We start from the raw sequence: 14,009 nt of genomic DNA on the forward strand, positions 1-14,009 counted from the left end.
TAGTGGCTAAACCCCTAGTTAACGATATTGAATATCCCCAAATGAAAGAATCCTAATAAATTACTTTTGATTAACATAACGTGAAGTTATCCTTTCCCAATCTACTGGCTTTTCAGCGATCAGCCATTCAGCTTTCTCGTTAATAGATGAAACGGATGCCGCTTGTGTTGGGTCTTTTAATGCTGTCTTCCCATCATCAACCCTTTTTTTCTGATACCAAGAGATAAATTCACTACTCTTTCTTATAAGGGTATTTATTTCTTTATTAATTTCCTTCCGATCCTCTGGTTTAAATTGATCCATTATTTTGATATCTAATTTTGTTTTAGATTCTGACTTGGGTAGGTACTTAGATATTTCAGGTAGCACTGTGCGGAATTCAAATAATATCGCCATGTCCTTTTCGCTTCCCGTTGTCGCGTTATTAATGGTCTTTTTTGACACTCCACCACCAGTTTGGAAATACGCGGCTACATTCTTAGCAAGGCTCTCTGAATAAGTTGAAGATGCCTTCAAATGGGACGCAAGCTTTTGTTTGACATATCTAGAGTCGCTGCTGTTCTCCAAAATCGTCAACATTTGGAAGGGCTTGGTTCTAGGCAAAATTCCCCATGAATTTTTAACTTCAGGGTCTGTTAACCCTTCTCTAACTGTTGTTCTAATTCCTTCACTCGCTGGGTCCCATTCATTAATGTGAAGACCATATTTTTGCGCTAAATCAGCGGTCTTTGTATAAATTGATGCTAGATAAGCAAATACATTCTGGGCTGTCCTTGCATCATGTAATTCTACACCTTCAGCTTTAGCTGTCTCTAAAAATGCTTCTCTTAATCCCGGCTGATACCAGGAAGCAGCCTCTAGAAGCTTTAATTCATCTGACGAACCTGTCCCAAAGTCTTTAGCTCTCACCGCTATAGTTGCCTGTTGTCCACTCTGCGTGATACCTATCGTCTGGACCGCGGAATCTTTCGTCGCGCCGTTACCACTAGCAATCAGATGGTTAGGGTTCGCGATAGCTAAAGTAAAACGATTATTTTCACTTGTTATATTTTTCAGTGGGGCATGATTATTTGATGAGTTAATATGAGCTGTGAATACGTCAGCCAACCAAAGTATCGCCTCATTACGGCTACTGATCGCCTCTTGATCTCGAATTTCACTGGGGTAGGTAATCAGCTCAAGCGTATATGTGTTGAATTTATCAATACCTATGATGTCTTTTACTTCCTTTGGATTTTCATATTTTCCTTGTTTCATGTCTTTCGTTAACATGAATAGGGGTTTTTTATTTGAATCATGGACATAGCCAAACTCAGGTGATGCTGATTCAGGTAAAGTGACTACCAGTCCTGTTAACTCATTCTCTATACCAATAGACGCAGTTTCGAAGTGCTTTTCAAATGGTGGCACAACGGCCGCCTTTTGTAGAATACGTGAATTGATCGGTGCTGCGGCTGTTGTAGTACCGCCACTAAGCGGCTGCTGTATTGAATTACGGATGGCATCTGACGTTATTTGCGGACTCGCACTTAAACCACCTAGTCGGCTTTGATTTTGTGGTTGGCTGGCTGGCGTAGAATTGATCGGTTGGCTATTTGGATTTACATTATTAACATTTGGCATAATTATCTACTTTTTATTGGTTTCTCTAGATATATTAAGACTAATCAAGTGAACAGAGGTCGTATGTCGGACGTGGTCGTTTTTTTATAAACTTTTTTGCCAAAAGACATTGAGGTCTCTATTCACCACGGACTCATCCGGCAATGCAAAATTGAGTACGACAGTGGCGTTATCTGCGTCTAACGAGAACGACGCAACGCCGATGAATTAAGAGGCCAGTAGTTAGGAAGGCAATATCCCTCCCTTAGGCTGCTTGGTTGGTGACAAAGGGAACATGACCACCATACGGTTTTCATAATTGAAAATAGTGGTGTAATGCATACCGTCTTCGCCAACCAAGTTACATTGACCATTCAAAAGCTGCCATTGCCCGTCAGATAACCAGTTATTTATGATTTCTTCTTTATTCATTGTGACGAGCCCCTTTCGTATTGAGTAATCAAAACAATAAGCATAGGGGCATTCGCCATATATCACTTTTGGTCAGAAGTTTTTAGGGCACCTTTTATCGGCTAGCGCTCACGGCTTTCAGTTGCATGCTAGTGAGAGGAAATTAATGCTGAATCTAGAAATAGCCAGCCACTGAAAATAAAAAAGCCCAGCATGGCTGGACTTTCGGAGAGCAAAAATAAACGCGTTAAGGCTGTATCTGCTGGCGTTCGCTCAATTGCTTGGTGATAGCTTGCTTGAGCGCCTGTAACTGCCCGTCGATACTCGCATCAATAATACCGACCTCCGTCTCCAGTATGCAGCCGCCGTTTTTGAGTCTCGCATCGGCAATGACATCAACGTAACCCACTTCAGGGAAATCACTGAGTATGAAGGAAACTTTCTCCCGCACTTCAGTAACCTGCTCTGGGTGTACATGCAGAATCACTTGCTTCTGATTACTGACAAGTTGAAGCGCCTCTCTCACCACACTTGCGGTGGTATCTACATCATCAAAGCTGTTGATGATCTTTCTGACGGCATCGAGCACAACACCTGTCATTTTCTGCTCGACCTGTAAATAGTACTCGTTGCATCGAGCAAGTGTTGCCAGCATGGTTTCGGCGTTCTCGATCTTCGCTTGATCGATGCCGTCCTGATAACCTCGCTGCCTCTCTAGCTCATAGGCTTCGTCCGCTTTCGCAATGATGCTTTCTGCTTTTGAGTGCGCCGCCTCAACCAAATGCTGCGAATCTAAGTAACTTACATAATCTTTTGCTTTGAGCACTTTTAAGCCCGGCGCCAATTGCAAGTTATCAGTTTTTATTTCAACAAATGAAACCATTGAGGAATTACCTGCTTTGCGATTTTCTTGATAAGTCGATATGCAAGATCGCGATGCGCGTCATCCAACCAATCTGCACTATGATCCGTCAGCGTGAGTTGACGATCGACCTTGAACTGCCATCGTTGAACTAGCTCTGAAGGTGACTTCGCCAGTAAGAACGCGACCCATAAATAGCCCAGCTCTCGGGCTGCCTTTTCAAAGCTTTTTTCATCGAGGCTGGTTGGCAGTGGCTTTTGCCAACCTCTGGGCCAGTTGGAGATCATCATCGGTCCTTGTTGGATTAAAAAGCGCGTTTCATCCACCCCAAAGACCTGATTAAGACACTGTTTAGGTTGCTTTAGCACCACTTGGCGCATCGCTTGGCAATGCATGATTCCGCCAATCATCAAGAGCAGTCGGTTGGTTACCTCTACAGGCAGTAAAACCAGACTGTTGTATGAATGGTTAAAGGCATGATCCGCAATTGGTGACAACGCCCAGTCTTCAATACACCACTGATTGATGGCCGCCTGCTCTCTCCAGCCTTGGAGTTTTAACAACCAAGGCTGTTTTTCCGTTACCCAACTTTCGTCAATATAACTGCAAGGGCAATAATTAAACTGATGCTGAATTTGGGAAACCGGTGTTTCGGAATTAACCACGTTTCACGTTCCTGCGGCACCAAGCAAACGTTGCTGCATTAGAGCCAATGATCAGCAGTACCAAGAAAACGAGGATAGCAATCAAATGGCCTGCAGTGTCTTTGGTCACTTGAATCGAAAGAATGCTTTCGAATTGATTGCCTTGAGACGTCACGCGAACTTCCGAAGATGGCACCATCACTACGCTAATACGATCGTAGTTCAGCCCTTCGATGCTGTTGTTTACTAACAGCTTGATTTGAGGGACATAAGAATCCAACGCGATATCCGCTGCGTGTTTGATAAACACAGATGCCGATGCCGGCGTCGGACGCTCACCAGGACGAAGATTTTGGTCTTCGAGTACCACGTGAACACGAGCGACCAACACACCATCAATTTGTGACAGTGTGGACGACAACTCTTGCGATTTCGCGTAAATAAGTCTCGCTCGCTCGGCAAGCGGAGACGAAATCAGATCGTCTTTCGGGAAGACTTCTTTTAGTGTCGAGAACTGCTCTCTTGGGTAACCTTTGCGCTTAAGCGCATCAACCGCAAACGCAATTTGTGCGTTATCCACCATCAACTTGACAGTGTTGTCTTTATCCGGTTCTTTGGTAGCAGCGACACCTTCAGAGAGTAAGATCGACAGCATTTCGTTGCCTTCTTTCTGGCTCACACCTGTGTAAAGTTCGGTCTGACAACCCACCAAAAATAGAACCAGTAACATGCTTACGGCACGTATTGCTTTTATTGTGACTACTGCTTTTGTCATGGCTATTGTGCTTTCAATAGTGTTTCTACGTTTTGCGTCGTTTTGCCTACCGTCTTGGCGATCAACTCTTCTTGAAAGGTAATTCGAGTCAATGCCCATTGCATTTGCAAAAGCTGGGTAGGATCGTCACCGACCATTTTCATGCTGTCGGTTAAACTGCTTTTTGCGTTATCGATGGTATTTTTCAGTTCGCTAATGTTTTCTAACAAACCTCCCTCTAAACCATTGTTTCCTTCCGGAGCCAACATCGCTTGCTCGAAACGTTCGCTAAGCCCACCCTGAGCTTGGGCATCTTGCACTTGCTCGAGGCTCGTATGCATGACTTCGGTGTACTGAGTATTGATCATATGCGTTCCTATGAGAGGTCGAGTTTATGACTGGAAGTCAATATGTTCTTAACCATTGCGTTCTTTTGTATGACAAAGCTCAACTCTTCTCGAACCATGTCTAACAATGGTTCTTGATCAGGGATGTCTTTCAACTCAGCCCAGCTGTGCCAAAGTGCCTGTTCCTTTTGTGCTCCAAGTGAGTAATCCTCCGCGAGCATCACTTTGAGTTCCTGACGGTCTTTAGGCGGCTCAGCAATTAAACGCCCTGAAAAGGTGGTTAATAACTCTTGCTCTAACAATACCAACAATGTGGGTGACCCTTTATCAGTTCCCTTAACACTTTTTTCTTGGTTGAAGGCATACCACAGTGCTTCTTTTTGCTTGATAGGAGAGGTGAATGCTCCGTCAAGTGAGCGGCTAAGGGCTGTTGAGCTGAAGTTTCCGGAACTCTTGAGCGCTTCATACCACTCTTTAATTACCGTCACTTTAGCCTCTGATTGAGAGACGATATCAGTGCTTTTTTGTACTGGCGATGTGCTCTTGTCTGATGCACTTTCAAGCATCAAACGGCTCATCTTGTTTGCCTCATGCGATTCAGCTCTGGGTGGCTGTGAAACCTGACCAAGGGGGTAATTGATGACGTTGTTTTCAACCTTCATTAAAGGTTCCTGATATCCTTAGAGAAACTCATTGCAAAGGCTTGATTTTCTGCACTACCTTTTGAAGCTACCTCCAGCCAAGATTCAGCGCGGCTAGTTAGCCCAGCTTTACCTGCCGCTAACGCCGCTAAACTAACTAAATCAGGGTAATCAGTACATAGCGGCTCAAGTAAGCGATGAGCATCCTCATAGCGGCCCCGATTCATCAAACTCATAGAGCGAATCATTGCCACAACTTCTTTGGTATCCTCTTGGGATTCGATGCAAGACGCAATGATCTCAGCTTCTTCATGGCGATGCATACCCGTTGCCATTAGGGCCGTTTCGGCCAACAGCAAACGCATGTCTTTTTCCATAACTTACACCTTCTGCAGAATCGACTGCATCACGTCTTTAATTGCACGAGTTGTAGTTGCGTTGATATTGAACACCACAGACCACTTGTTGATAGAGTGCTGCAGATCAGCAAGTTTTGAAGGGTCATCGGCGTTTTCTTCGAGGTTTTTTATTGCTTGATTTACCTCTTCGTTCGCTTTTTTTGCCTGAGCCTCTAGTTTTGCTTTAACATCATCAAGGTAAACACTGTTACTCGCATCGTAAAATGACATAAATTTCGCCTGTTTCGTTTATTACTTTAAACCGCTTGGATCACATTTAAGGCCGCTTGATATGCCTCATGCTGTTTGAGTAGCACGTGGTACTGTTGGGGAGAACAGCCATGATCGAGCTTGCGCTTTACTGCGGATTGCGCTTGCTCGAACTTGAGGAGGATTGCCTCTTTCTGTTCATGACCTGATTCGCTTTGTAGTCGTTGTTCAAGATTTGTCATTGGTATTTCCACCTTCATACTCTAGGTTGATCGTAATCACTCGTCCGCCTTTCACGAGCTCTATCCCTTCTGGGGTTACGCTAGAGATACGGTAGCCTTGAGGGGTACGAGCCCCAACCATGTAGCGAATATTATCCGTAAGGATCACATAAGGGACTTGGCCGAAGTTCACGCTGCGAAACGGAAAATCGATGTTGGTTCCCTTGCTTACTTTAGGGATGGACTTCAAAACCAAATAAGGTTTCTCACCATACTGCTCACGGAAATCCCTTGTAACGCCATAGAAGCGAGTAGTCTCAATATCGTCCAACTCACCGCGTACTTCGATACGATCGCCACTTGTCACCAGCTGAACTTTCTTGAATAACTCAGCTTTTTCAAGCAAGGCTTTGAGCGTATCCATATAGGCTCCCGCTCTTTGCAGTTCAACCTTCCAAGCGACCAGTCCCGGGACATCCCGTTCTAATATCTGCTCAACTTGGCTCCAACGGCTCGCATCATCGATGTACCCCGTTAAGAGCAGCGTTCCGGTCTCTTCACCATTCTCAACTTTGACTTGGTGATAGCCGAGGTTACGCAAGATAAAGCTCACACCGCGACGAATCTCTTCCATGGTTCGCAGGTCACTTTTGTAGTTGACCCCTAGCGCATCTATTCTTCCCAGCAGTTGCAGTTTTGCGGTTCTGTCTTCGACATAGCCTTCTAGTGCTGCTTGTCTTGCCGTGGCATTCCATTCAACCCTCACATCATCGAGTTTCAGCTCGCTCAGAATATTGCGCACCAAAACGATAGGCTCCGCTTCCGTGATGGCATCGCTCTCGCTGGCTTGGGTTTGGCTATACCAAACACCGGCAAAGATTACGCTTGGGATCAGGCTGCACATCAAGCCGGTCAAGACCGTTCTCTTCCAACCTGATGAAGGTTTATGGCTGACCGCTGCCGCTTGTTTATCTGAGGCCTCCGTCGCGATATCGATGACCAAGTCGTCTTCAAGGTGCCCTACCGCAAACGTTAAGCGGCCAACCGAAACCAAGGCGTTTCGCGGTAATTCCAACCCACTGGCGTCAACCGTAACGCTCTCGTTATTGATCGAGACCTCTTCACAATCACGTAGTAATGCGGTTTCGCCATCACATACCAATACAAGGTGGCTCGCCTTGATGTCCGAATCGGTCAACACAAGATCGGCGGTAAAATCATCGCTCCCCAACACCAATGAATCATTGGGTAAGGTCACCTCTACTCCGGCATGAACACCAGAGAGAATACGAATTTTCCATTGCTGCATTGAGGTTATTGCTCCTCTAATGGTCGAACGCAATGATTCTCTGAGCCATCACACTCTTTGATTTGCAATCGCCATCCTTTTTGCCCTGAAGGCAGCTCGCATTTCGATAAAAGCGAAGACTTCCCCTGTGACAATAGGTCTTGCTGGTGACGTTCCGCTTGTATTTGAGATGTACAGCTGTAGAGCGCAAGTACAGATTTCAGAACTGCACTGTTGTTTGAAATATTGTTCAAGGTGCCGAGCTTCGACCGTAAGTCATATTCGTTACCGATAAGCACGTTGTCGCCAATTCCATCGACAACAATTCTCGGCTCAATGATGAACATACGCACCGTTCTTCTTGTGGTATCGGTCGTACTTCTAAACAAGGCACCAAGGTATGGGATGTCCCCTAACAACGGCACTTTACGCAGTTGATGACTGATCTCATCACGGTATACGCCCCCGATGAGTAGGCTCTGCCCTTGCTTCACGGTCGCCAACGTGCTGATCTCTGTTTTGCGGATAGATGGAACATCATCAACACCGCCATCTGTAATTTGCGCACCATCTTCAAGATGCAAACTCAGGTTGATTTCAGGCCTTTCAACAAATCGGTCTCCGACGATGCGTGGGACGATTCGAAGTAAGGTGCCGTAGGTCACTTCTTCAAGCGCTGCTGTTTCCCTACCGATCAACTTAACGTAGAACGTGCTGCTGTTGTTTAGGACCGCCTCAACGTTTTCTTGAGTTAGCAAAGTCGGTCGAGACACGACTTGAGCGCTACCTTGAGATTCCAACAAACGAATTTGAGCCAACAAATAGTTTAAGTTGGTCGCATCAAGCAGTGAGTTAAAGGTCTGCCCGCTACCTAGCGTCACATCACCGCTACCAACGTCACCCGTGGTTTTGATGTCTAAAATACTGTTGTTACCGACCTCAATACCCGCTCGCCAATCCACACCCAGTTGGCTCAAATCGTTCGCGCTGATATCGACAATCGAGAGTGCTACTTCGATTCGTGACTGTGGCTGATCCAACTGAGCGACTAACTTGCGGTACAAAGGTAGGCGTGCTTGCGTATCACGCACTATGATGGCATTTAACCCAGGCTCTGCCTCTACCGACGCTCCGCCGTGCACAGAAACATTCTTCGTCGCGGTTGCGGCTGTATTAATGTCCGTCTCTCCACTCTCTTTGGTTGCTTTGATCTGAGTTTGAACACCCGACAATACTCGGCTCAATACCGATGCAATGCCTGGCACAGTCACCACTTGATCGCGATAAGTGATTTCTCTGTCCGTCGCCGAGGCATATTTCAAAGGAATAATTTCAACAAAAAGCTCATCAGTGGAGTTAGACTTTTGAACCAATCTGCTTTCCAGCGCTTCGGCAGTTTGCACAACCAGATCAACGTATCTAGGCGGACCCGCTAAGTAAACCAGCCCTTTGTTGTCTGCTGCACGCCAACCGTATCGAGAGTCCCAAATACCTGTCGATATCAGAGTACTGCGCAGTTCACGGGCGGTCAGAAGTTCAAGCTGTAGCAATCGTGATCGGGTTTCCGTCGCTTTGTAAACATGCAACACCGCGCCATCGAAATACCACATCAGGTTGTAGACCTGCGCTAAGTAATCAAGAAACTCGGCTGGGTCTTCTGGCGTAAACCGACCACTGACTCGATCATTGATCTTGTCACTGACCGACACCGAAACGCGATAGTTAGCGCCAAAGTTATTCAATAGATCTTTTAAAGAATCGTTGTCCGCATAGTAACGAAACGGTTGATCAGGCCAATTCAACTCTGATGCGTATAAGGGCAATACCGCCAATAAACTCAAAGCACATACAACAGACCAAAAAAGTCGGCGTAGTTGTTTTTTCAATACCACAAGCATTATGGAATCCAAATACTGTGGTTGACGGTATGATTAACGCGTTGATGCTCTAGCACACCACTAAACTTCTCCACCGAATTTACATGCTGGGAGAGTTGGGCGCACAATGCTTCTGTGGTTGCGCTTTCCATGTTCATCTTTCCTTGCACAATCAACTGCTCGTTATCATTCACCGTCAGTATGCTGCTCGTGTCGCGCACTGTCTTCAAAGAGAGCTGCATACAATGCTTGAGTGCCTGCTCTTTTTGGTAATCGAGGTACTGTTCAAACTGAAATGGGAGCACGGTTTCCCACAAGACCCATGATGAATGCTGCCGAATATTAAGCAGCATCTGGTCGACTTCGATATCATAAGAACCATTATTTGAGGCAATAAAATCCCCAACCCCAAGCGTTGCCGCGAGGGACTTCATCACTTGATCTAACATATTTAGCTCTATTTAAATCTGACTGAGATGATTACAAGCTTGACCGCACTGGTTACTCTGAATATCAAAATAGTAGTGATCCACATTGCTAACGGTTTGCATGTCTTGAAACCACTGCCAAATCTTCGCAACCGCATTTAAGTCGCTGTAAACATGGTCACAAGCGTCCCATACGTCGTTGAGCTCAGGCGCTTGTGCTCGAGCTTCGCCACACCAGACTTTCCATTCAGAGATAAACGTATCTGATGTTTCACCGTAGTGAGATAGACCTTTTAGCTTATCAAGCATTGGCTTCCACTCTTCCACCATCATTCGGTGGGATTCAACCGCCTGATTTTGTTGTTCATTGAGAACATCAAGCTGCTCATACAGTTCACTCTGCTGGCTGTGAATCAGTGCCAACTGCTGCTCTGCGAAAATCGCACTGTGCTCTTCTGTCGACAGTCTCAACCAGTAGTCTTTTTGAATACTCAGCTGATTGATCAACTGCTCAAGCTTGATGTTGTCATGCAGCACCGTCTGATCTGTCTTTCGGTTCACCCATTCATTTAGGGTGAAATACATCGAAAGGATCAGCGTTTTAGGGAACGCCAAATTGAAGCGAAACCCTAATCGGCTGTTAATGTAATCCAACCTTTGCTCAAAAGACCTCAACATATGATTGTCACTCAGTTGCCCACCCACCTCGAGAAAGAGGCGCATAGCAAATCGGTCTAAAGAGGTGCCGAAACTTTGATAGGTTTTCACCACTTGGCTTCCACATAAGCAATCAACGACATTGCGGTCAAGCAAACGTTGCAGCAAAGACAATTGTTCTGAATTCAGAACGTCTTCACTAAGAAGTTGTCGGTGATTGACATTAACAATATCGGGCACTTGCGATGATTGTGTTAAACCTTCGTATCTTGCGCCTCTCTGCAATACAGTGACCTTCCTTTGCGTCACAATGTTGTTAGGAAAAAGCGAACGGCGTCGCCAATGCAGCTTTTTCATTGGTGTTGTTCTCCGCATCTACTTCGAACAATCCAGAAGGAAGTAGAGGTAATAGTTTTGTTCGTTGTTACGCTGAGCATAATAGAGTTTACGCCAGTTGATGCCTTTCAAAATTAGTCAGAAAATTTTAGTCGTCAGACATTTCACTTAGCAATTGCGACTTGTTCATCCCCAGAACGTACACGACTTGGTGTCGTTCCAAAACGGCGTCGGTAGCTTTGCGTAAAGTAAGATTGGCTAGAAAAGCCCGCTTCCATTGCGACGTCGACAATGCTCATTTTGCTGGTAAGCAATAATTTATGGGCATGCAGTAAACGGCGCTCACTGATCCACGCTCTAGGAGAGACGCCATAGTGCTCATTGAAGAGCTCTTTAAACGTCGTCAGGCTCGCACCAAACTCTTGAGCATAGTCCGTAAGCTTCCACTCTTTCAGGTAATGAAGCTCCATAAAGCGACGCAGTCGGTCTGAGGTTTTGTTGGTTAGCTGTGATAATAACGCATACAGGTTCTCACCTTGCTCACCGTGGAGCAATAAGATGAGCATTTCCTCGTATTTTAAGCGCATGATAGTGTCAGGATAAGACTGCTCTTCTAACGTCTTCATCCCTGATAAGGTCTGCTCTATCAACAAATTGAAAGTAAACGGGAACAATCCAGACTGAACGTTCTCAACTTTTGGTAGCCGCATCAGTAAATCACTGTGCTTTTGCAAAAATTGACTGACAAGTTCATTGTCGAATTCGATGACTGACGCCGTATATTGACCATCTACTGGCGTGTATCCTAGTAAGTAATCCCCTTGAGAGAGATACACCCCACAACCAGCGACGACATCTAACGTGCAATCCCCCGTCTGAACTCGCAATTGTCCATTGTGAACAACAACAATGTGAGACTGGCGAGAATGAAAAACTTCATCGTATTTTTCATAGTAACAAGTACTATGGATTTTTCGCGATAGCACGACCACACTCCCGAATAAATTATCAATAGCGCAAAAACTACCGGTGGTAGTAAAGAAATAGTCTTGAAAAATGTCTCGATAAATTAATAATATTTTACTTGATTTCAACTTATAACTAGTGATAATCAAATAACCAAAGCTATTATTATATAGGAACAAATGAAAGCACTAACGCTTAAGCCTACTCTCACTTTTATTGACATTTCCATAAAAAATGGAGGTTTATTTTAAACCATTCTATCTAGACGACTTTATTGAAATACGGATATAAACATAAAAATTGCAGTGATTGCAACTAACATTAATATAGATAAGCACTGAATCGATGACTTAAACCATTTAATAACTAGGGTTTAATTACTGGGTTGTTTTCATCATTTAACTTAAATTTTATTAAAAAAGAAAAAATGAAAACGATTACTTTTCTAGTTATTACCGTTAGTTTCTAGCTTTAAGTCCTTATGTACTCTGCCTTGCGTAAAAATATAACTTTCTTCTTTGCAGGCTCTGACTTCCCCTTGAGAACGTAACACCGCGCGAATCTTCATTTCACCCTTACCTGCTTGTATCGGCGCAATAACAAAAGAGTATTGCACAGGCAGCTGGACCCCTTGATATGTCTGCTTTGCCACAGTAATACACCGCTCTCCGGTTACTTGACACACATCAATATCAACCAATGTACTCACGGGCGCAATGTAATCATCGAAAGCCACCCACCCATACAGCAAAGATTGGGAGGAACTCGCAAACCCGCCATCTAAGGTGTTGGTGTGAGTGCAAGCACTCAAAAGAAATATACTTAGTAATAAAACCGACGTATTAGGCTTCACTTTATGCTCTATCTGGTTTTCTTTTTATTGAAAAAAATTATTCTCAATTCTTCTACAAAAATACATATAAGATCAACACATATTTTATACACTTCTTAAAGAATAAATCATCAAATCTCAAAAGTAAGAATTACATTACAATAACTTCCCCCCTCTCAATGTAAAGTCTGACATTGGCACCAAGTATACAACTGGTCATTATATATACAGTCATTATATGAGTTGGTTATAAGAAACGTAGCTAATATCTTTAATTCACTGCTATAGAAAACGGTAATATAAAAAAAACCAACCAATTTTGATAAACATCAGAATAAACTTACCATAACTTCATCCTTATAGTTCTAAAAAGGATGACTTCTATGTCTGCGCGCCAAATCGTAGATGAGGTTTTGCTTAAATTTTCTCATCAAATAGGGTTACCTAATTTACAGTTGATTGAAGACGAATTGGGCTTAGCTTTTGATGACAACTTAAGAGTGCATGTGATTTTTCACCCAACGGCGGGGATGCTTCAACTAGAAGCTGAGATCGTCGATCTACAGATTGTAGACTCTGACCTTTACCGCTCTTTTACCGCATTCAACTACCATTGGTCTGAGCATCAACTGTTTTTTAGCTTAGATAACCACAGGCACAAACTTTGTTTAAATAGACTGCTTCACGCAGAGTCACTCGACTACCAACTGTTTGAAGAAGCACTGGCTGAGCTGCTCACACAGAGCGAATCTTGGGAAGACTTATTGTCCGCTCACATCGACATAGAAACTTTGCCATCTCAACTTCAGTACTCGGATTTAAGGGTTTAGGTAATCTATGTCCAATGGCAATGGTATCCAACCAACACAAAAGCACTTATCTATCGATTGGATCGAGAGCAATAACCAGACTGAGTCTGTAAAGAAGGGGAACTTTCTAGGCAGAAGGGTGGTGCAGATAAATCCAAACGAACGAGAGCAAAGCCGCACTAACTCAAAACTGGAGCTAGGCGAGACGCTTTCTATTCTAGCCAATACTGAGCTCGCCAACTCGATTTTGAGATTTGAAAAAGACGCTAATACTACACAAAGCCTGTTGAATAGAAAGGTTCAAGTGATCGCGACCAGTAGACCAATGAGCCAAACCTCTTTCGTAAAATAGCCCTCACACCACAGGGCTATATTTTCTCTCCCTGCACACCTCACCATATCTCTTTAAACTTCCGAATTTCACACTATTCTTAGGCTGTTATGGTCACGCTGCCTATTCATAATCCCGAAATGACTGATCGGAATGCTCCGAAATAGGTATCAGGTATAGGGGGTCTTCACTACAACATGCAAGGTAAAGGGATAGCAACGCCACTGATATTGTTTAACTCATGGCCGCACTCCATGGTTTGCGTCGCTCAAAAAATCACCGGTAGCATTAATGACAAGACCAGCTCGTCATGCATTTGGGGAATTTACCCAAACAACCTAAAGATGCTTGTATTCAGGGGCCTTACTGCCTTCAATTTGAGGCGAGGAATAGTC

Annotated in this window: 18 protein-coding genes; 2 read left to right on the forward strand and 16 right to left on the reverse strand. The window is 44.3% G+C overall.

The features are described 5' to 3' along the window. Window positions 1-60 precede the first annotated feature (60 nt). The 16 genes from VP504_RS24680 to VP504_RS24755 form a co-directional block, all read right to left on the reverse strand. Window positions 61-1,623 (reverse strand): actin cross-linking domain-containing toxin, encoded by a 1,563-nt coding sequence (locus VP504_RS24680; protein WP_325894656.1) that lies wholly within the window; start codon window positions 1,621-1,623, stop codon window positions 61-63. Between the two features lie 222 nt (window positions 1,624-1,845). Next, window positions 1,846-2,034, reverse strand: a complete 189-nt coding sequence (locus tag VP504_RS24685) for a hypothetical protein (RefSeq protein WP_325894657.1) — start codon at window positions 2,032-2,034, stop codon at window positions 1,846-1,848. A gap of 226 nt (window positions 2,035-2,260) precedes the next feature. Then, window positions 2,261-2,896, reverse strand: coding sequence for an HrpE/YscL family type III secretion apparatus protein (locus VP504_RS24690; RefSeq protein WP_325894658.1), 636 nt, complete (start codon window positions 2,894-2,896; stop codon window positions 2,261-2,263). Beyond that, window positions 2,875-3,540 carry a SctK family type III secretion system sorting platform protein VscK gene (gene vscK / locus VP504_RS24695; protein WP_325894659.1) on the reverse strand — a complete coding sequence of 222 codons (666 nt, stop codon included), beginning with the start codon at window positions 3,538-3,540 and terminating at the stop codon, window positions 2,875-2,877. The genes VP504_RS24690 and vscK overlap by 22 nt, the downstream gene beginning before the upstream one ends. Further along, window positions 3,533-4,249 carry a type III secretion system inner membrane ring lipoprotein SctJ gene (gene sctJ, locus VP504_RS24700; protein ID WP_442788937.1) on the reverse strand — a complete coding sequence of 239 codons (717 nt, stop codon included), beginning with the start codon at window positions 4,247-4,249 and terminating at the stop codon, window positions 3,533-3,535. The genes vscK and sctJ overlap by 8 nt, the downstream gene beginning before the upstream one ends. A 47-nt stretch (window positions 4,250-4,296) precedes the next feature. After that, window positions 4,297-4,641, reverse strand: a complete 345-nt coding sequence (gene sctI, locus VP504_RS24705; protein ID WP_062714303.1) for a type III secretion system inner rod subunit SctI — start codon at window positions 4,639-4,641, stop codon at window positions 4,297-4,299. Between the two features lie 8 nt (window positions 4,642-4,649). Then, entirely contained in the window at window positions 4,650-5,282 is a 633-nt protein-coding gene (locus VP504_RS24710; RefSeq protein WP_325894661.1) for a YopR family T3SS polymerization control protein, read from the reverse strand. Then, complete coding sequence (locus VP504_RS24715; RefSeq protein ID WP_325894662.1) at window positions 5,282-5,638, reverse strand: YscG family type III secretion system chaperone; 357 nt, start codon at window positions 5,636-5,638, stop codon at window positions 5,282-5,284. Before VP504_RS24715 ends, VP504_RS24710 begins: the two co-directional genes overlap by 1 nt. A 3-nt stretch (window positions 5,639-5,641) precedes the next feature. Beyond that, window positions 5,642-5,890 (reverse strand): type III secretion system needle filament subunit SctF, encoded by a 249-nt coding sequence (gene sctF / locus VP504_RS24720; RefSeq protein ID WP_062714297.1) that lies wholly within the window; start codon window positions 5,888-5,890, stop codon window positions 5,642-5,644. A gap of 26 nt (window positions 5,891-5,916) precedes the next feature. After that, on the reverse strand, window positions 5,917-6,111 hold the full coding sequence (locus VP504_RS24725; protein WP_325894663.1) for an EscE/YscE/SsaE family type III secretion system needle protein co-chaperone: 195 nt from the start codon (window positions 6,109-6,111) through the stop codon (window positions 5,917-5,919). Beyond that, complete coding sequence (sctD, locus tag VP504_RS24730) at window positions 6,098-7,399, reverse strand: type III secretion system inner membrane ring subunit SctD (protein WP_325894664.1); 1,302 nt, start codon at window positions 7,397-7,399, stop codon at window positions 6,098-6,100. Before sctD ends, VP504_RS24725 begins: the two co-directional genes overlap by 14 nt. Before the next feature lie 5 nt (window positions 7,400-7,404). After that, window positions 7,405-9,276 (reverse strand): type III secretion system outer membrane ring subunit SctC, encoded by a 1,872-nt coding sequence (sctC, locus tag VP504_RS24735; RefSeq protein WP_325894665.1) that lies wholly within the window; start codon window positions 9,274-9,276, stop codon window positions 7,405-7,407. Further along, window positions 9,276-9,704: a YscB family type III secretion system chaperone gene (locus VP504_RS24740; protein WP_325894666.1), complete on the reverse strand. Its 429-nt coding sequence runs from the start codon at window positions 9,702-9,704 to the stop codon at window positions 9,276-9,278. The genes sctC and VP504_RS24740 overlap by 1 nt, the downstream gene beginning before the upstream one ends. Window positions 9,705-9,716: 12 nt before the next feature. Then, complete coding sequence (locus VP504_RS24745) at window positions 9,717-10,697, reverse strand: T3SS regulon anti-activator ExsD domain-containing protein (RefSeq protein ID WP_325894667.1); 981 nt, start codon at window positions 10,695-10,697, stop codon at window positions 9,717-9,719. 143 nt (window positions 10,698-10,840) lie between these two features. Further along, window positions 10,841-11,662 carry an AraC family transcriptional regulator gene (locus VP504_RS24750; protein ID WP_325894668.1) on the reverse strand — a complete coding sequence of 274 codons (822 nt, stop codon included), beginning with the start codon at window positions 11,660-11,662 and terminating at the stop codon, window positions 10,841-10,843. Window positions 11,663-12,087: 425 nt separating this feature from the next. Beyond that, window positions 12,088-12,495, reverse strand: coding sequence for a YscW family type III secretion system pilotin (locus VP504_RS24755; protein ID WP_325894669.1), 408 nt, complete (start codon window positions 12,493-12,495; stop codon window positions 12,088-12,090). Window positions 12,496-12,857: 362 nt separating this feature from the next. Between VP504_RS24755 and VP504_RS24760 the strand changes: the two genes are divergently transcribed. Continuing rightward, on the forward strand, window positions 12,858-13,304 hold the full coding sequence (locus VP504_RS24760; RefSeq protein ID WP_325894670.1) for a CesT family type III secretion system chaperone: 447 nt from the start codon (window positions 12,858-12,860) through the stop codon (window positions 13,302-13,304). A 7-nt stretch (window positions 13,305-13,311) separates the two neighbouring features. Then, a complete protein-coding gene (gene exsE2 / locus VP504_RS24765; RefSeq protein WP_325894671.1) occupies window positions 13,312-13,635 on the forward strand; it encodes a T3SS regulon translocated regulator ExsE2 in 324 nt (107 codons plus the stop codon). Window positions 13,636-14,009: the final 374 nt, after the last annotated feature.

Origin of the sequence: Grimontia sp. NTOU-MAR1 (assembly GCF_035758505.1) — a bacterium.
GTDB classification, from domain to species: domain Bacteria; phylum Pseudomonadota; class Gammaproteobacteria; order Enterobacterales; family Vibrionaceae; genus Enterovibrio; species Enterovibrio marinus.